Source organism: Pseudomonas purpurea (assembly GCF_039908635.1).
Classification (GTDB): Bacteria; Pseudomonadota; Gammaproteobacteria; order Pseudomonadales; family Pseudomonadaceae; genus Aquipseudomonas; species Aquipseudomonas purpurea.
Genome location: NZ_CP150918.1, coordinates 2,052,545 through 2,071,406, shown reverse-complemented (window position 1 = coordinate 2,071,406; position 18,862 = coordinate 2,052,545). Strand labels below are relative to the sequence as shown.

Below are 18,862 nucleotides of genomic sequence, written 5' to 3'. Positions count from 1 at the left end.
GCTCGCCCCCCAATAGAACCGCGCCCTCCCCCAACTTGGCACAACCACTGCATTACCCGTTTCACCCTACATAAAGCCCAGCCTTCAACGACGAAGGCTGAGCTTCCCGACAGAACGGGACCAGGACAAAGGCGTCCTCGCTAGATAACTAGCGGGACGCCTTTTTTTGTTTGCGCAAAATACCTTGAGCCAGCCTGACCGCCCTGATGAGGCACGCCTGAGCTCCCCGGAGAACCTGATGAAAAAACTAAAACTGGTGATGATCGGCAACGGCATGGCCGGGGTTCGTACCCTGGAAGAGCTGCTCAAACTGAGCAGCGAACTGTACGACATCACGGTCTTCGGCGCCGAACCGCACACCAACTACAACCGCATCCTGCTGTCGCCGGTGCTGGCGGGTGAGCAGACCTTCGAAGACATTGTGCTCAACGACCTGGGCTGGTATCTGGATAACAACATCACGCTGCTGCTCAACCGCAAAGTGGTAGAGATCGACCGGGTCAAACGCCGCGTCATTGCCGAAGACGGCAGCGAAGCCGAGTACGACCGCCTGCTGATCGCCACCGGTTCAACACCGTTCATCCTGCCAATCCCCGGCAACACCTTGCAGGGCGTGATCGGCTACCGCGACATCGCCGACACCCAGGCCATGATCGACACCGCCAAAACCCACACACACGCGGTGGTGATCGGCGGCGGCCTGCTGGGCCTTGAAGCCGCCAACGGCCTGATGCTGCGCGGCATGCACGTGACCGTGGTGCACATCGGCGAATGGCTGCTGGAACGGCAACTGGATAAAACCAGCGGCGAGTTGCTGCAAACCGCCCTGGAAGGTCGCGGCTTGCACTTTCGTTTGTGCGAACAGACCCAGGCCCTGCACGACGCGGGCAATGGCCGGGTCGGCTCGGTGCAGTTCAAGAACGGCGACATCATCCCCGCTGATCTGGTGGTGATGGCGGCCGGCATTCGCCCCAACACCGAACTCGCGGAAAAGTCCGGCATCCCGTGCAACCGCGGGATTCTGGTCAACGACACCCTGCAAACCTACGACCCGCGCATCTACGCCATCGGCGAATGCGCCAGCCACCGTGGCATTGCCTATGGCCTGGTGGCGCCGCTGTTCGAACAGGCCAAGGTCTGCGCCAATCACCTCGCTCAGTTGGGTTTCGCCCGCTATCAAGGCTCGGTGACCTCGACCAAGTTGAAAGTCACCGGCATCGACCTGTTCTCCGCGGGCGACTTCATGGGCGGCGAAGGTACCGAGACCATCACGCTTTCCGACCCCATCGGCGGGGTCTACAAAAAACTGGTGATCAAGGACGACGTGCTGGTCGGTGCCTGTCTGTACGGCGATACGGCGGATGGCGGCTGGTATTTCCGGCAGATTCGTGAGAACCACGCCATCGGCGAAATCCGCGATCACCTGATGTTCGGTGAAAACGCTCTAGGCGATGTAGGCCACCAAGGCCAGGACAAAGCCATGAGCATGGCCGACAACGCCGAAGTCTGTGGCTGTAACGGCGTGTGCAAGGGCACCATCGTCAAGGCTATTCAGGAACACGGGCTGTTCAGCGTCGACGAAGTCAAGAAACACACCAAGGCCGCCAGCTCCTGCGGTTCCTGCGCGGGGTTGGTGGAACAGATCCTGATCAACACCGTCGGCGGCGCGGCAGACGTCAAACCGAAAAGCGAAAAAGCCATCTGTGGTTGCAGCGACCTGAACCACGGGCAAATCCGCCAGGCGATCCGCGAACAACACCTGCTGACCATCGCTGGAACCATGAGTTACCTGAACTGGCGCACGCCCAATGGCTGCGCCACTTGCCGCCCGGCGCTCAACTACTACCTGATTTCCACGTGGCCGGGCGAAGCCAGGGACGATCCGCAATCGCGGCTGATCAACGAACGCGCCCATGCCAACATTCAAAAAGATGGCACTTATTCGGTAGTCCCACGGATGTGGGGCGGTGTGACCAATCCTTCAGAACTGCGGCGCATTGCCGACGTCGCCGACAAATACAACGTGCCGATGGTCAAGGTCACCGGCGGCCAGCGCATCGACCTGCTGGGGATCAAGAAACAGGACCTGCCCGGCGTCTGGAAGGATCTGGACATGCCGTCCGGCCATGCCTACGGCAAATCGATTCGCACGGTCAAAACCTGCGTTGGCAGTGAGTTCTGCCGCTTCGGCACGCAGAACTCCACGCAACTGGGCATCGAGCTGGAACATGACCTGTTCAACATGTGGTCGCCGCACAAGGTCAAGCTCGCGGTCTCCGGTTGCCCACGCAACTGCTCGGAAGCGGGCATCAAGGACGTCGGAATTATCGGCGTGGATTCGGGCTGGGAGATGTACATCGGCGGCAATGGCGGGATCAAAACCGAGGTCGCGGAGTTCTTCGTCAAACTGAAAACCGCCGAGGAAGTGCGCGAATACAACGGCGCATTCCTGCAGCTGTACCGCGAAGAGGCCTTCTACCTCGAACGCACCGTGCACTACCTGCAGCGGGTCGGCATGGAACACATCAAGAAAGCCGTATTGGAAGACCCGGCGCGCCGCAAGGCACTCAATGATCGGCTGCAATTCTCCCTGTCGTTCGAACAGGACCCGTGGAAAGAACGCCTTGAGCAGCCGCTGTTGAAAAAGGAATTCGATGTCATCCCCGTGAAAAACCTGGAGGTGCCAGCATGAACTGGCTGGATATCTGCGCACTGGAAGAAATCAACGCCTTGGGCTCACGCATTGTCAGCGGGCCGAAAGGTGACATCGCGATTTTTCGTACCAGCGACGATGAGGTTTTCGCCCTCGATGACCGCTGCCCGCACAAGGGTGGACCGCTGTCCCAAGGCCTGATCTACGGCAAACGGGTGGCCTGCCCGCTGCACAACTGGCAGATCGACCTGGCATCCGGCGAGGCCCAGGCACCGGACGTCGGCTGCGCCCATCACCATCCGGCGCGGGTAGAGAACGGCCGGGTCATGCTGGCCCTGAGGGAAGCAGGCTGATGAACCGCCAGACAACCGCCTCGACCTGCTGTTATTGCGGGGTGGGCTGCGGCGTGCTGATCGAGCATGACGGCGAGCAGATTCTCGGTGTCAGCGGCGACCCGACGCACCCGGCCAACTTCGGCAAACTGTGCAGCAAAGGCTCGACGCTGCACCTCACCGGCGACCTGACAGCCCGGGCGCTTTACCCCGAACTGCGGTTGAGCAAGGGTTTGGCTCGCGGACGGACCGATTGGGAGACGGCCCTCGACCACGCCGCCCATGTGTTTGCCGAAACCATCGCCGAGCACGGCCCGGACAGCGTGGCGTTCTATATCTCGGGCCAGTTGTTGACCGAGGACTACTACGCCTTCAACAAACTGGCGCGGGCGCTGGTGGGCACCAACAACATCGACAGCAATTCGCGGCTGTGCATGTCATCAGCCGTGGTCGGCTACAAACGTAGCCTGGGCGCCGACGCCCCGCCGTGCAGCTATGAAGACCTGGAGCTGAGCGATTGCGTGATGATCGTCGGCAGCAACATGGCCTACGCCCACCCGGTACTGTTTCGTCGACTGGAAGAAGCCAAATCCCGCCGGCCACAGATGAAAGTCATCGTCATCGACCCGCGTCGGACTGACACCTGCGACTTGGCTGACTTGCATCTGGCAATTCTGCCGGGCACCGATGTCGCGTTGTTCCATGGGATCTTGCACCTGCTGCTGTGGGAAGACTGGGTCGACCGTGAATTCATCAAGGCTCACACCGAAGGCCTGGCCGAGCTGAAAGCCCTGGTGCGCGATTACACCCCGCATATGGTTTCGCAGCTCTGCGGGATCAGTGTTGAACAGTTGCAGCAATGCGCCGAATGGGTCGGCACTTCACCGAGTTTCCTGTCGCTGTGGTGCATGGGGTTGAATCAATCCACAGCCGGCAGCGCGAAAAACAGCGCACTGATCAACCTGCACCTGGCCACCGGGCAAATTGGCCGACCTGGCGCAGGCCCCTTCTCCCTCACGGGTCAGCCGAATGCCATGGGCGGGCGCGAAACCGGCAGTTTGTCGAACTTGCTGCCCGGACATCGCGAAGCGGCCAATGCCGAGCATCGCGCCGAAGTGGCGGCGTACTGGGGTGTCGAAAAGCTGCCCGATACCACTGGGCTGACCGCCATCGAACTGTTCGAACAGGTCCGGAGCGGCAAGATCAAAGCACTGTGGATCGCCTGCACCAACCCGGCACAATCACTGCCGGATCAACAAACCGTGCGCGCGGCGTTGCAGGCTTGCCCCTTCGTGGTACTGCAAGAGGCCTTTCGTACCACCGAAACCGCGCCCTTCGCCGACCTGCTGCTGCCTGCCGCCAGTTGGGGCGAGAAGGAAGGGACGGTGACCAACTCTGAGCGGCGAATTTCCCACGTTCGCCGCGCCATTAACGCACCGGGTGAAGCGCGTCCGGACTGGGCGATCACCGTGGATTTCGCACAACGCCTGGAGCAACGCCTGCGCCCGGGACTGCCCAGCCTGTTTGCCTTTGAACAACCGGCGCAGGTCTTTGACGAATTCAAACACCTGACACGCGGGCGAGACCTGGACCTGTCCGGCATCAGCCACACCCTGCTCGACCGCCTCGGCCCCGCAGCAATGGCCCTTTCCGGAAGGCGCCTTGAGCGGTACGCCCCGGCTCTACGTGGACGGGATGTTCCCCACCGAAAGCGGTCGAGCGCAGTTCGTCGCCGACCCTTATCGCGCCGCCAAAGAGCAACGCGATGTGCGCTTTCCGCTGACCCTGATCACCGGACGCCTGCGCGACCAATGGCACGGCATGAGCCGCACCGGCACCGCCGCGCAACTGTTCGGGCATGTCAGCGAGGCAGTCTTGAGCCTGCATCCTGACGAGCTGCGCCGGCATCGGTTGCAAAGCGGTGACCTGGTCAACCTGAAAAGCCGTCGTGGCGGTGTAATCGTTGCGGTCGGCAGTGACGACAGCGTGCGTCCGGGTCAGGCCTTTCTGCCGATGCACTGGGGCGACCGTTTCCTCAAGGGTGGCGTGAATGCCGTCACGCAATCGGCATTCGACCCTCTGTCGAAACAACCCGAACTCAAACACAGCGGCGTGCGTATCGAACCGGTAACGCTGCCATGGCAGTTGTTCGCATTGGTTGAGGGCGATGTTCAACAGCATTTCGAGACCTTACGGCCGCTTTGCGAGGACTTTGCCTACGTCAGCCTCAGCCTGACCGGGCGTGAACGCCCTGCACTGCTGATTCGTGCGGCCAGCGGCCAGGCACCCGATCCACAACAACTGCATGATATTGATCAACAACTGGGGCTCAACGATGGCCCAGTCTTGGCCTACGACGACCCACGCCGAGCAATTGGCAAACGGGTGCGCATCGAAAACGGACGAATCATCGCCATTCGTCTGGCCGGCGAAACCCTTGCACAGCATTGGCTGCAAAGCCTGTGGCTGGAAGGTCGTGCCGACGAGCAGCTACGGCGCTGGCTACTGGCCCCGCTGAGCACACCCCCTGGCAGTGCAGGCTTATCCGTCAGCGCCAACAAAACCCTGTGCAACTGCAAGAACGTCAGCGAAGGCGCGGTGTGTGCCGGCATTCGCAACGGGCTGGACTTGCACGGCCTGAAACAACAACTGGGATGCGGCACGCAATGCGGCTCCTGTGTCCCGGAAATCAAGCGTCTGTTGGCGGCCAGTGAGCAGCCAATCGCAATCACCTCGTGAGGAAGTAAACATGAGCGCAAAAGTCTGGTTGGTGGGCGCAGGCCCCGGCGACCCTGAATTGCTGACCCTTAAAGCCGTACGGGCGCTGAACGAAGCCGACGTGGTGCTGATCGATGACCTGGTTAACGAAGCGGTGCTGGAACATTGCCCGCAGGCGCGCATCATCGCAGTGGGTAAACGCGGTGGCTGTCGCTCTACTCCGCAGGCGTTCATTCATCGCTTGATGCTGCGTTACGCCCGCCAAGGCAAATGCGTGGTGCGGCTCAAGGGGGGTGACCCGTGCATTTTCGGGCGCGGTGGTGAAGAAGCACAGTGGTTGCGCGGGCACGGCGTCGACGTCGAGCTGGTCAACGGCATCACGGCGGGCCTGGCGGGAGCCACCCAATGCGATATATCCCTGACCCTGCGCGGTGTTGCCCGGGGTGTGACACTGGTCACCGCTCACACTCAGGACGACAGCGAGCTCAACTGGCACGCCCTTGCGCAAAGCGGCACCACGCTGGTGATCTACATGGGCGTGGCAAAACTGGGCGACATTCGTCGACAACTTCTGGCGGGTGGCCTGGCGGCGGATACGCCAGTGGCGATGATTGAAAATGCGTCATTGCCCCAGCAGCGTGAATGTCGGAGTGACCTGACAGCCATGCAGGAAGACGCCCACGAGTTTCAACTGAAAAGCCCGGCTATCCTGGTGATCGGTGCCGTGGCAGCCTGTGCAACGGATGAGATGCAGGCAGCCGCTCTTTGGAAACGCGGCGTGGGCACACAGGAGATCGAACAATCTGCCTAGGGCGGGTTCGCTTCGTTAAATCGCAGGCAAAGAAAAGCCCGGCCTAAGCCGGGCTTTTCTGAGCTGCGAAGCTAATTACTTAGCTTGAGCTTCAACCTGCGCTTCTACGCGACGGTTAACAGCGCGGCCAGCTTCAGTTGCGTTGTCAGCAACTGGGCGGGATTCGCCGTAACCAACCGAGCGAACGCGGTTAGCTTCGATGCCGTCTTTGACCAGAACTTGTTTCACAGCGTCAGCACGACGCTGGGACAGCTTCTGGTTGTAAGCGTCAGGACCGACGGAGTCAGTGTGACCTTCAACAACGGTAGTGGTCTGTGGGTACTGCTTCATGAAGTCAGCCAGGTTCTTCACGTCGCCGTAGCTGTTTGGCTTAACAACAGCTTTGTCGAAGTCAAACTTGACGTCCAGCTCAACACGTACCACTTCAGCAACTGGAGCTTCTGGCTCTGGCTCTGGAGCCGGTGCTGGAGCTACTGGAGCTGGAGCAGGCTTGGAGCCGCCACCGAAGTTAACACCCAGACCTACGGTCGGAGCGTAGTCCCACTTGCCGTTGTCGAGCTTGTAGTCAGCTTCAACGCCAGCACGGGCGAACAGGTTGTCGGTGAAGTAGTACTTCACGCCAGCGCCTGCAGTCAGGAAGGTCGACTGGTCACGGCCAGTGTGGCCAGTGGCAGCAACGTTGGTCATGCTCTTGTGAGCAACGCCACCGGAAACGTATGGACGCAGAGCGTCACCCACAGTACCAAAGTGGTACTGAGCGTTCAGGCCGAAGTTGTCGCCCTTGATTTTCTGGTTGCCAGTGCCGTCGTTCGAACGGGTGTGGTTCGTCTTGTCGTAAGTAGCGTTCAACGACAGGTCGTCGGTCAAGAAGTAACCGATGGAGGCGCCAGGGTTGAAGCCGTCTTCGACGTGATTAACGCTGTCGTTGTACTGCTTCTTGTAGAACAGCTCGCCTTCAACTGCGCCTTGGCCTTGTGCCAGTGCGCCGAACGAAGTAGCGGCAATAAGAGAACCAATGGCCAAGCCCAAGGTGTTTTTCAGTTTCATCCGTTAAATCCCCATCTGGTGATTGTGAAGCAGTCCCGCAAACCGGGGGACAACTCGGCGGCAAGTCTATCAGAACTTGCCTACACGTAAGAGATATTTGCGCCGAACTAAGTTTCAGCAATGCCTGCAAATTTCTCACGCAATTTATCTAGAGCGCGCTTGTAGCGCATTTTTGTCGCACTCAAACCCATGTGCATTATGTCTGCGATCTCCTGAAATTCCAGTTCTGCGACAAAGCGTAGCACCAGAATTTCCCGGTCAATCGGGTTCACATACACCAACCAGCGATCAAGTCCACCCTTCTCCTCGGGTTTTGGCGTCTTCTCTTCAGACGCTTCCTCGAGGGGGTCCAGACTCAATGCGTCCATCAAGCGACGCTTACGCCGTTCCTTCCGATACTGTGTGATGCACTCGTTGTACGTGATGCTATATAGCCATGTCTTGAACTTCGATTTCCCCTCGAAGTTCTTCAGACCATAGAGCACCTTCAACATCACTTCCTGACAGACATCATCTGCGTCACGATCGTTCCCCAAATAACGTGCACACACGTTAAATAAGGTCCTCTGGTAACGCCGCATCAATTCTTCATAGGCGCGCGTGACGTGAAACAGCTCCGTGTGCGAGCGCGCGACCAACTCCTCATCAGAGAGCTCGCGGGGGTCGTAGCGCATGGATAGCGATTGGGCTTTATTCAAAACAAGTCGGGCCGACAGTCAGGTCAATGTCCGCCGCAGCCCGTGTTCTCGGACATTTTGCGGCGGCATACATTAGCAGGGTTTGCCGGGTTAGCGGCTACTTACATGCTGTTCCAGGAGGATCCGATTGGAGAGTGAGACTAGCTCACCCTCGTCGGTCAGCAATGTAGTTTTAACCGTGCCGATCTCTTCGATCTGGCCTTCGACCTCACCAACACGCACTTGTTGCCCAACCTGATACAACTCACGCACATAGATTCCAGCAAGAATCTGACCGGCAATTTCCCGGCTTCCCAACCCCATGGCCAAGGCAACAGCCAGACCAACGGTAATCAAAACGATGACAATTACATGGTTCAGCAGGTCGGTTTTGACTTCCAGCTGACTGATCGCCACCGAAATACTGATGATGATCACCAGGCCCTGGGCAATACGGCCCAGGCCAGCAGCGTAGTCAAGCCCTACACCTTCAGCCGCGCCGCGCACCAGCCCATTGGCCAGTTGCGCCAGCAAAACCCCGACCAACAACACCAGCGCGGCACCGAAGACCTTCGGCAAATACAACGCTAGCATATCGAGCGTAGCCGAAACCCGCTCCAAGCCAAGGGATTCAGCAGCAGAAACCAGAAAAATAAGCAGAACGAACCAATAGACGATCTTGCCGATCAGGGTCGAGATCGGCACTTGCAAGCCTGCACGCGAGAGCAGTTTGGTCAGACCGGTACCGCCCATCAGGCGATCCAGCCCCAGCTTGGCCAGCAGTTTGGAGAGCAAGGTGTCGAGCAGCTTGGCCACGACAAAACCCAACAGCAGCACCACCAGGGCGCCAAATAGGTTCGGAATGAAGTTCGCTACCTTGGTCCACAACGCGGTCATCGCAGTGACGAGGCTCTGAGTCCAGAGATCAAGTTCCATATTCAATCAGCCTTATCAGCAGTGCGAGCAGTAGGTTTAAGACGGGAAACCGGCGAGACGTGGGCCGAACCGTTGTTCAAGGCGATCATCAGCGCCGGCAGCCAGCGCCCCAGCAAGCTGAACAGATCACCGGCACCGACCTGGCGGTTGGCGGTTTTCAACACGCGACCCAGGCAGGCATCGTCGTCCCGGGTGGACGGCGAGGCTTTCAGCATGTCACGCAAAGACTGTTCAAACGGATCGTGCATACGCACCTCTCGTGATGTCTGTGAAAGACGCGATCAAAATTCTCCGGGTCACATGGCTCATCACTAGACCCAACGCAAACGTCGGTACAACCACCACTGCCCCAGTGCCACCGCCACAATCATCAGGCAGGCAATCAGGAAGCCGTAGGGGTTGGCGGAAAACGGAATTCCACCGACATTGATACCCAGCAAACCGGTGAGAAAACTCATCGGCAAAAAAATCCCGGTGATAATCCCGAAGCGGTACATGGTGCGATTCATGCGCACGCTCAAACGCCGGTCTTCGGCCTCAAGCACCAGCCCCACGCGCTCTCGGGTCAATTCAAGCTCTTCCAGATAGCGCGTCAGGCTGTTGTTCAATTCGTTCCAGTAATCGCCGTCACCCTCGACGAACCACGGCAGCTTGATCCGTGTCAGCTGACCAAAAATATCTCGCTGCGGGGCAAGGAACCGCTTGAGCCCGGCAGCCCTGCGACGGATCTGCAAAATAGCGCCATGTTCCGGAGTATACCGTTCGTCGGTATCCAGTTTTTCTTCTTCATCATCGACCACTTCAGAGAGGTCGCTGACCAGATCCTGCACTTTATTGGTGAGGTACTGAGCCATATAAAGGACAAGCTCGGAGGTGGTTTTCGGCCCCTTCCCTTCGGCCAGTTGCACCAGCAGTTCATCAGTGGCCCGCAAAGGGCGCAAACGCAGGGAAATGACCCGCTGGGCGGACCCGAAGATGCGCACCGACACCATGTCTTCGGGTTCGGCACCAGGGTTGAGGTTGACTCCGCGCAAAAACAGCAACAGCTCGGAGCCCGGCAGCGCCAGAAGGCGCGGCCGGGTATTCTCTTCGAGCAGGAGATCACAGTTGAACTCACTCAAACCGCTGGATTGACGCAGCCAGGTCTGGGTTTGCGGATGACTTCGATCCCAATGCAGCCAAAGACTTTCATGGGCTTGCAGTTGCAGGTCATCGAGTTCAGTCCGGGCAATCGAACGCGCACCGCCTTCACCATCCAGCACCAGGGCATGTACCAGCCCCCACTGCGCGTTTTCTTCCTCGAACATCCTCACCCCTTGGTTGACTCGACTGTTTATTCAGGCATTTTCAGCGGGCTTGGCGAAATGATCACGCCGTTGTTGTCGGCATAGATATATTCACCCGGACGGAAAGTCACGCCAGCAAAGGTCACTGCAATATTCAGCTCACCGATACCTCGCCGGGTGGACTTCTTGGGATGGCTGGCCAGGGGCCTGCACCCCCAGATCAGTCTGGGCAATGATATCGACGTCGCGGATGCAGCCGTAGACCACCAGCCCTTCCCACCCGTTTTTCACAGCTTTCTCGGCCAGCATGTCACCCAGCAGCGCACAACGCAGCGAGCCGCCGCCATCGACCACCAACACCTTGCCATTCCCTTTGAGTTCTACCTGTTCCTTGACCACCGAATTGTCTTCGAAGCACTTGATCGTGACGATTTCGCCGCCAAAGGAATCACGGCCACCGAAGTTGCTGAACATCGGCTCCAGCACTTGCACCAGTTCCGGGTAGGCGTCGCACAGATCGGGAGTGAGGTAATGGTTCATCGAGAAACTCCTGTAAGGGAAAGCACACGATTGAGAAAGGTGACAGTCGTCAAAGCCACTTTGATGAAACGAGCCCAGCACACTGCGGTTTAACCACCGGCCCTAGATGTCGACACCGATGCGGTCACCCTCATAGGCCGGTTTCAGCAGGTTCAAGCCCGGGCAGGACGGTTGCAAGGACTGGCCGCCCGGTAGCTGAAACTCGATGCCGTGACGCTGACAACGCAAAATACCGTTTGTCAGTGTGCCTCTGGACAAGGGCGCGCCCTGATGAGGACAACGGTCCTCGATCAGCAACGGCTGATTATCCAGCACCAACAACAGCACGCTACGCCCACCGACCTGAAAAGTCTGTCGGTAACCTTCCTCCAGATTGATCAAGCGCTCTAACGGCACGAACATAATGCTGACTCAGCAACCCAAAGTGACCAGCGCAACGTAATTCGTCATATCTTATCCGCAAGCCGTTGAGAACGAAATATTCTTGTGGGCGCGCACGCCTCAACCAGCCGCCGCGATTTTCGGTTTCTCGCCCAGCAACGGTGCTTGCTGATCCTTCAACCAACGCTCCACCATTGGCCAGACTTCAGCCTGAGCGGCTTTGCTGATCAGCATTTCCACATGACCGAAATGGTCGCTGAAACCCTGTTCGCGCCCCAGACAGACGAACTGTTTGTGCTCGGAGCCGATGTGATCAAACAGTTTCTGACAGGCCCAGGTCGGGTCCTGATGATCGCCGGAGGCGCTGACCGCCAACACCGGCACCTGTACGTCGGCCAACCCGGCCCACCAGTCTTTGTCGGCATCACCGAAGCGCCCGAACAGGCCATACCAGCGCATGCTTTCCAGGGCCAGGCCAATTGGCTCGTCCTCCGGGCCACGCTTGAGGCGCGAGCCCGACAGTTGAGCGAACCGCTTGAGAATGAAGCGCCCGCTCCATTCCACCGGTGGAATTTTCAGCGGCCAGTAAGTACGACTGACCTGAGTGCCGAAAAACGCCGCCGACGCGACCGCTGGCTCGCCCAGGTATTGCCCGCCCAATGCGGCCGCCAAGGTGATGCCGCCCAGGGAATGGCCCAGCCAATGCGGCACCTGGTCGCTTTGCTCGCGCACAAACGCAGCGATGGCCGGAAGGTCATAGCGGGCATAGTCGGCGACGCGGTTTTTGCGGTAGTTCTGGTTGCGCCGGGACAGGCCGTGACCGCGCATTTCCGGGATCCACACGTCATAGCCGGCACGCGCCAGGTAAGCCCCAAGGCCCAGGCCTTTGGGCGAAAACCAGAAACGCCGATTGGAAAAACTGCCATGAAGCAGGATCACCGGGACGCCACGGGACTCTGGCGCATCAGCCATGCCCAGGCGCGTCACCGCCAGTTCGACGCTGCTGTCGGGGCTATTGCCCGGTTTCAAGCGATAGACGTCCTCGCTCAGATCGCCGCGACGCTCGGCGCTGATCAAGGCCACAGGAAATAGATTGCTGCTGCTTTGCATAATGCTCTTGCACAAAAAAAGGGCGGCTTCCAGAGGAGCTCGCCCAGTGTGTGCCCCATGCTGGTAATGACCGTGCAAATGACGACGTCTTTACCTGCCTGGAACACGGAATCTTAAAGCCCCGGCCAGCAGTGTAGCCGACCGGAGCTTGCTTCACCGATCAGACCGCAGCCTGACCCTCTGCCAGGAAGAACCAGGTTTCCAGCACGGAATCAGGGTTCAGGGACACGCTTTCGATGCCCTGCTCCATCAGCCACTTGGCCAGGTCCGGGTGATCCGAAGGGCCCTGACCGCAAATACCGATGTATTTGCCAGCCTTGTTACAGGCCTGAATCGCGTTGGCCAGCAGCTTCTTGACCGCCGGATTACGCTCATCGAACAGGTGCGCGATGATCCCGGAGTCACGGTCCAGGCCCAGGGTCAGCTGGGTCAGGTCGTTGGAACCGATGGAGAAACCGTCGAAGAACTCCAGGAACTCTTCGGCCAGGATCGCATTGGAAGGCAGTTCGCACATCATGATCACACGCAGACCGTTCTCGCCGCGCTTCAAGCCGTTCTCGGCCAACAGATCCACCACCTGGCTGGCTTCGCCCAAAGTACGGACGAACGGCACCATGATTTCAACGTTGGTCAGGCCCATCTCGTTGCGCACGCGCTTGAGCGCACGGCATTCGAGTTCGAAGCAGTCGCGGAACGATTCGCTGATGTAACGCGACGCACCACGGAAGCCCAGCATCGGGTTTTCTTCTTCCGGCTCGTAGAGCTTGCCGCCGATCAGGTTGGCGTATTCGTTGGACTTGAAGTCCGACAGGCGCACGATGACCTTTTTCGGCCAGAACGCGGCGGCCAGGGTGCTGATGCCCTCGACCAGTTTTTCGACGTAGAAGCCGACCGGGTCGTTGTAACCGGCGATGCGCTTGTCGACGCTGTCCTTGATTTCCGTCGGCAGGCCGTCGTAGTTCAGCAGCGCTTTAGGGTGCACGCCGATCATGCGGTTGATGATGAACTCCAGACGGGCCAGGCCCACACCGGCGTTCGGCAACTGCGCGAAGTCGAAGGCACGATCCGGGTTGCCGACGTTCATCATGATTTTGAACGGCAGTTCCGGCATGGCGTCGACGGAGTTTTTCTTCACGTCGAAGCCCAACTCGCCTTCGAAGATGAAACCGGTGTCGCCTTCAGCACAGGAAACGGTCACACCCTGGCCGTCCTTCAACAGTTGGGTAGCGTTACCGCAACCAACTACCGCCGGAATCCCCAGCTCACGGGCGATGATCGCCGCGTGGCAGGTACGGCCGCCTCGGTTGGTGACGATGGCGCTGGCGCGTTTCATGACCGGTTCCCAGTCCGGGTCGGTCATGTCGGACACCAGCACGTCGCCCGGCTGGACTTTGTCCATCTCGGAAACGTCTTTGATGATGCGAACTTTACCGGCGCCGATGCGCTGGCCGATGGCGCGGCCTTCTACCAGCACAGTGCCGGTTTCTTTCAGCAGGTAACGTTCCATGACGTTGGCCCTGGGTGCGGCTCTTCACGGTTTCAGGACGAGCCTGCACGATGTACAGCTTGCCGTCGTCGCCGTCCTTGGCCCATTCGATGTCCATCGGGCACTTGTAGTGCTGCTCGATGATCATCGCCTGCTTGGCCAGTTCGCTGACTTCGGCGTCGGACAGGCAGAAACGCGCGCGCTCGGCCTTGTCGACGTCGACAGTCTTGACCGAGCGACCGGCCTTGGCTTCGTCGCCGTAAATCATCTTGATGGCTTTGCTGCCCAGGTTGCGGCGCAGGATCGCCGGGCGACCCGCTGCCAGCGTGCCTTTGTGGACATAGAACTCATCCGGGTTCACCGCGCCTTGTACGACGGTTTCGCCCAGGCCGTAGGCGCCGGTGATGAACACTACGTCACGGAAACCCGACTCGGTGTCCAGGGTGAACATCACACCGGCGGTACCGGTTTCCGAGCGCACCATGCGCTGCACGCCGGCAGACAAGGCGACCAGTTTGTGGTCGAAGCCCTGGTGCACGCGGTAGGAAATGGCACGGTCGTTGAACAGGGAAGCGAAGACTTCCTTGGCCGCGCGGATGACGTTTTCGACGCCACGGATGTTCAGGAAGGTTTCCTGCTGACCGGCGAACGAGGCGTCCGGCAGGTCTTCGGCGGTGGCCGAGGAACGCACGGCCACGGCCATGTCAGGGTTACCGGCCGACAGCGCGGCGAACGCAGTGCGGATTTCGGCGTTGAGCTTCTCCGGGAACTCGGCTTCCATGATCCACTGACGGATTTGCGCACCGGTTTTCGCCAGGGCGTTCACGTCATCGACGTCCAGCGCATCGAGGGCTGCGTGGATCTGGTCGTTCAGACCGCTTAATTCGAGAAAATCACGATAAGCCTGAGCCGTCGTGGCGAAGCCACCCGGGACCGATACACCGGCGCCCGCAAGGTTACTGATCATCTCGCCCAGGGATGCGTTCTTGCCCCCCACATGCTCTACATCATGAACGCCGAGCTTATCGAGGGAAACTACGTACTCTACCAAGGTGATCTCTCCACTAACTGTGTTGGAAAAGCTCAGGGCACCGGCGGCTCAGGGGAGCATTTGCCAGCGTTATGGCCTGGACCTGGAAAATAAGTGAGAATGCGGGCCGTTCCAGGCCGGCAAATCGCGCCTATCATATCCAAGAATCGTCACAAGTGTCCTGTGTCGCAAATGCCTGCCTTTTTGACGAGTGACGGTTGTTGCCAGACAAGGCGCCGCGACAAGTCATCGCTGGCTATGGCGAGGAGCGGCAACGTAGTATGGCGACAACAGGCGCCGCCAAAAAAGGTACGCTTTTGTGGCACAGGACACTCACTTAAGGCCCAAGGTGCAAATGAAACGATCTGCTTTCTTTATCTCCGATGGCACCGGCATTACCGCCGAAACCCTCGGCCAAAGCCTGCTGGCGCAGTTCGAAAACATTACCTTCAGCAAAGTCATACGGCCCTATATCGACAACGTTGATAAAGCGCGGGCCATGGTACAACAAATCAACAAAGCCGCTGAAACCGACGGCTTTCGCCCGATAATCTTCGACACCATCGTCAACCAGGACATTCGTGAGATCCTCGCGACGTCCAATGGTTTCATGATCGACATCTTCTCGACCTTCCTCGCGCCCCTGGAACAAGAGCTGAGCGAACACTCCTCGTATTCGGTCGGCAAGTCCCATTCCATTGGCCACAACTCCAATTACATGGAGCGCATCGAGGCGGTGAACTTCGCCCTCGACAACGACGATGGTGCCCGTACGCACTATTACGATAAGGCCGACCTGATTCTGGTGGGCGTGTCACGCTGCGGCAAAACCCCGACCTGCCTGTACATGGCCATGCAATTCGGGATTCGCGCGGCCAACTACCCGCTGACCGAGGACGACATGGAGCGCCTGCAACTGCCAGCGGCCCTGCGCGCCCATCAGCACAAGCTGTTCGGCCTGACCATCGACCCGGACCGCCTCACCGCGATCCGCAATGAACGCAAGCCCAACAGCCGTTATTCGAGCTACGCCCAGTGCGAGTTCGAAGTGCGTGAAGTCGAGAACCTGTTCCGCCGCGAGAACATTGCGCACATCAATTCCACGCATTTCTCCGTGGAAGAGATTTCAGCGAAAATCCTGGTGGAGAAAGGTGTGGAGCGGCGATTCAAGTAAGTTCACCGCGTGCATTGTGGCGAGGGGGCTTGCCCCCGCTCGGCTGCGTAGCAGTCGTAAACCCAGCGAATGCGTTTTTTCTGAACAGTCGCAATTGCAGTTTTTGGGGCCGCTTTGCGGCCCAGCGGGGGCAAGCCCCCTCGCCACAAATACCCGCGCGGATGAATCACAAACTAGCTCCTCGCTGCTCCAACGCCTTCGCCACCGCCTCAAACCCTTCACACAGCAGCCTGTCATCCCCAGACGTATTGCAGACACTCACCCGAATAAACTGCGGCACCGCGGCGTGCCCGACAGCAAACGCTTCGGCAGTAGAGATCAGGTAACCGTTCTGTTTGAGCTCAGCCTCGATCTGTGACGCGCGCCAGGGGTCGGGCACTTCGATCCAGAAATGCGGGCTGTTAGGGTGGGTTTTGTACGCAAGCCCGTTGAGTAACCCGGCGACCAAGGCTTTACGGCGACTGATTTCTACTCTTTGTTGCCCCAGCAACTGCTCGGCGACACCGCGTTCAATCCATGAAGTGGCCAGTTCCAGTGTCAACGGCGTGGCCATCCAGCACGTACCCCGCACGGCTGCCGACAAGCGACTGACCAAGGGTAGCGGCGCGTGCAGATAACCGACGCGCAATCCGGCCGAGACGGTCTTGCTCAAGCTGCCAATCAGGATCGTGCGCTCCGGGGCAAAAAAACTCAGGGGTAACGGACGCTCGTGCGCCAGCACAGCATGAGCTTCGTCCTCCAGGATCAGCAGATTGTGCGCTCGACAGACCTCAGCAATTGCCTCGCGCCGCGCCGCAGACATCACCGCCGCCGTGGGATTCTGGATCGTCGGCGTGCAATACAGCGCACTTACCCGGTGATTGCGGCAGGCCTCATCCAGCGTGGAAGGCAACAATCCTTCGTCATCCATCCCCAGCCCCATGAGTTTTATCCCGAGCATGCGGGTCGCGCTGATCAACCCCGGATACGTCAATTGCTCGGTCACCAGCGTATCGCCCGCCTTGAGCAATGCCATCAGTGCACACAACAACCCGTGCTGGCCGCCATTAACGCAAATCACCTGCTCCGCACCCGGCGCAAACTCCCTGTGACTCAGCCACTGCGCCCCCGCAGCCCGATAACGCAGCAACCCGGCATCGACGGTATAACCGCTGATCCCCTGCAACGCCTCTGGATCACAGGCCAACGCTTGCAAGCTCTGACTCAGGAACAGCGTCTCCTGCCCGGGAATCGGCTGGTTCCGACTCATGTCAAAACCAGTCTGTGGCTCATCGCTGACATTGCGAAAACCGCCGTCACGCGGGCGTTCCATCCCGCGCTGACGCACATAAGTGCCGTCTCCTACGCGTGCCACCACCCGCCCTACACGCTCCAGTTCGGCGTAGGCGCGGCTGATGGTGCCGACGGTAACGCCCAGGCTGTCGGCCAGCAGTCGATGAGGCGGCAACTTGCAGCCGGGTTCGATCGAACCGTCTTGAATGCCCTGCTCGACCGCGTCGGCAAGACGCTTGTACTTCATTCCCGAACCGTCCCTGAGCGCAGTGCGCAGGATTGACACCATGGCAATACTTACTTTGACAGCCATTATCTTCCCTAATAGCGTGCTGAAAACGGGTTCAATCAGGGATAGGCCTTTTCATCAAAGAGGTCAATTCCCGCTCACGAAAGGAGTTCGGCCATGTCCGCATCCATTGCCCTCGATGCCGCGCAAAAGACTCACAAACCCTGGCTGACGGGCCTGATCACCAGCGCACTGTTTCTCATCGTTTGCCTGAGTTGGGGCACCACCTGGCTCGGGATCAAGATTGCAGTCGAAAGCGTGCCGCCCCTGACGGCTGCGGGCCTGCGCTTTCTGATTGCCTTTCCACTGTTCCTGACGTTTGCGAAGCTACGTCGGGAACCGCTGTTGTTTCCCAGGGAAAGCCGCTGGTTCTTCGTTTTCGTCACGCTGTCGTACTTCAGCCTGCCGTACTACCTGCTGAACTACGGCGAGATGCACGTTTCGTCCGGCCTGACCGCGTTGCTGTTCAGTTGCATGCCGGTGTTCATCCTGATTTTCTCTGCGGTATTCCTACGGGAAAAAATCTACGCCTCACAGGTGCTCGGTATCGCAATCGGTTTTGGCAGTCTGTTCATGATCATCCGCAGCCAAGGGTTGCACTTGGACCACGCTGAATTGCTCGGCGTGCTGGCGATTCTCGCCGCCGCGATCATGCATGCGCTGTGTTACGTGGTGACCAAGAAACAAGGCCGCGCCATCAGCGTTATCACCTACAACACCCTGCCCATCGGCATTGCCGGGCTGATGCTGGCGGGTGCAGGGCTGGCGGTCGAAGCACCGGCGGTCGACACCATCAGCCTGCGGTCCTGGGGCGCCTTGCTCTACTTGGGGCTGGTCGCGTCCGTCGGCGGGTTCATTGTGTATTTCATGCTGCTCAAACGGTTGAGCCCGATCATCCTGTCCTTTGTGTTCATTATTTTTCCGGTGTTCGCGGTGATCATCGGCGCCTGGTACGAAGGACAAACGATTTCAGCCGAGTTGATGGCTTACTCGGCGGTGCTGTTGACGGGGTTTGCGATCACCAAGCTTCCCCTGGAGAAGTGGCTTAAAGGCTGATAGCCGAGCCCGACGGCGTTCCGTTTGCCGGCGATGGCGCTCGTGAAATCGCCATCGCCGACAA

At 59.1% G+C, this 18,862-nt stretch carries 13 protein-coding genes and 3 pseudogenes; 6 read left to right on the top strand and 10 right to left on the bottom strand.

Features of this window, described 5'->3' with window-relative positions:
- The first annotated feature begins 238 nt into the window (after nucleotides 1-238).
- From nirB to cobA, 4 genes and pseudogenes are all read left to right on the top strand, one after another.
- The gene (nirB, locus tag AABM54_RS09355) at nucleotides 239-2,692 is read left to right on the top strand and encodes a nitrite reductase large subunit NirB (RefSeq protein ID WP_347905022.1); all 2,454 of its coding nucleotides are present in this window, start codon (nucleotides 239-241) and stop codon (nucleotides 2,690-2,692) included.
- Nucleotides 2,689-3,006 carry a nitrite reductase small subunit NirD gene (gene nirD, locus AABM54_RS09350; protein WP_347905020.1) on the top strand — a complete coding sequence of 106 codons (318 nt, stop codon included), beginning with the start codon at nucleotides 2,689-2,691 and terminating at the stop codon, nucleotides 3,004-3,006. The genes nirB and nirD overlap by 4 nt, the downstream gene beginning before the upstream one ends.
- Nucleotides 3,006-5,724: pseudogene (locus tag AABM54_RS09345) on the top strand (molybdopterin-dependent oxidoreductase). Before nirD ends, AABM54_RS09345 begins: the two are co-directional and overlap by 1 nt.
- Nucleotides 5,725-5,734: 10 nt before the next feature.
- Nucleotides 5,735-6,514, top strand: coding sequence for a uroporphyrinogen-III C-methyltransferase (gene cobA / locus AABM54_RS09340; RefSeq protein ID WP_347905018.1), 780 nt, complete (start codon nucleotides 5,735-5,737; stop codon nucleotides 6,512-6,514).
- 75 nt (nucleotides 6,515-6,589) lie between these two features.
- On the opposite strand, the gene AABM54_RS09335 is transcribed toward cobA, so the two are convergent.
- The 9 genes and pseudogenes from AABM54_RS09335 to ppsA all read right to left on the bottom strand — a co-directional run bounded on the left by AABM54_RS09335 (nucleotide 6,590) and on the right by ppsA (nucleotide 15,028).
- The gene (locus AABM54_RS09335) at nucleotides 6,590-7,561 is read right to left on the bottom strand and encodes an OmpA family protein (RefSeq protein ID WP_347905016.1); all 972 of its coding nucleotides are present in this window, start codon (nucleotides 7,559-7,561) and stop codon (nucleotides 6,590-6,592) included.
- 107 nt (nucleotides 7,562-7,668) lie between these two features.
- Entirely contained in the window at nucleotides 7,669-8,259 is a 591-nt protein-coding gene (gene sigX, locus AABM54_RS09330) for an RNA polymerase sigma factor SigX (RefSeq protein WP_015096065.1), read from the bottom strand.
- 90 nt (nucleotides 8,260-8,349) lie between these two features.
- Nucleotides 8,350-9,174 carry a mechanosensitive ion channel domain-containing protein gene (locus AABM54_RS09325; protein ID WP_008027407.1) on the bottom strand — a complete coding sequence of 275 codons (825 nt, stop codon included), beginning with the start codon at nucleotides 9,172-9,174 and terminating at the stop codon, nucleotides 8,350-8,352.
- Between the two features lie 2 nt (nucleotides 9,175-9,176).
- Nucleotides 9,177-9,422 (bottom strand): CrfX protein, encoded by a 246-nt coding sequence (locus tag AABM54_RS09320; RefSeq protein ID WP_347905013.1) that lies wholly within the window; start codon nucleotides 9,420-9,422, stop codon nucleotides 9,177-9,179.
- 63 nt (nucleotides 9,423-9,485) lie between these two features.
- Complete coding sequence (locus tag AABM54_RS09315; RefSeq protein WP_347905011.1) at nucleotides 9,486-10,481, bottom strand: zinc transporter ZntB; 996 nt, start codon at nucleotides 10,479-10,481, stop codon at nucleotides 9,486-9,488.
- Between the two features lie 26 nt (nucleotides 10,482-10,507).
- A pseudogene (rraA, locus tag AABM54_RS09310) lies at nucleotides 10,508-11,000 on the bottom strand (ribonuclease E activity regulator RraA).
- Nucleotides 11,001-11,102: 102 nt separating this feature from the next.
- Nucleotides 11,103-11,402, bottom strand: coding sequence for a Rieske (2Fe-2S) protein (locus tag AABM54_RS09305; protein ID WP_347905010.1), 300 nt, complete (start codon nucleotides 11,400-11,402; stop codon nucleotides 11,103-11,105).
- Between the two features lie 99 nt (nucleotides 11,403-11,501).
- Nucleotides 11,502-12,491, bottom strand: coding sequence for an alpha/beta fold hydrolase (locus AABM54_RS09300; protein WP_347905008.1), 990 nt, complete (start codon nucleotides 12,489-12,491; stop codon nucleotides 11,502-11,504).
- A gap of 160 nt (nucleotides 12,492-12,651) precedes the next feature.
- Nucleotides 12,652-15,028, bottom strand: a pseudogene (gene ppsA / locus AABM54_RS09295) (phosphoenolpyruvate synthase).
- 334 nt (nucleotides 15,029-15,362) lie between these two features.
- Here ppsA and AABM54_RS09290 point away from each other — a divergent pair.
- Nucleotides 15,363-16,181 (top strand): pyruvate, water dikinase regulatory protein, encoded by an 819-nt coding sequence (locus AABM54_RS09290; RefSeq protein WP_347905006.1) that lies wholly within the window; start codon nucleotides 15,363-15,365, stop codon nucleotides 16,179-16,181.
- A 166-nt stretch (nucleotides 16,182-16,347) separates the two neighbouring features.
- On the opposite strand, the gene AABM54_RS09285 is transcribed toward AABM54_RS09290, so the two are convergent.
- Nucleotides 16,348-17,766, bottom strand: a complete 1,419-nt coding sequence (locus AABM54_RS09285; RefSeq protein ID WP_347905004.1) for a PLP-dependent aminotransferase family protein — start codon at nucleotides 17,764-17,766, stop codon at nucleotides 16,348-16,350.
- Between the two features lie 144 nt (nucleotides 17,767-17,910).
- Between AABM54_RS09285 and AABM54_RS09280 the strand changes: the two genes are divergently transcribed.
- Nucleotides 17,911-18,798 (top strand): EamA family transporter, encoded by an 888-nt coding sequence (locus AABM54_RS09280; protein ID WP_347906158.1) that lies wholly within the window; start codon nucleotides 17,911-17,913, stop codon nucleotides 18,796-18,798.
- Nucleotides 18,799-18,862: the final 64 nt, after the last annotated feature.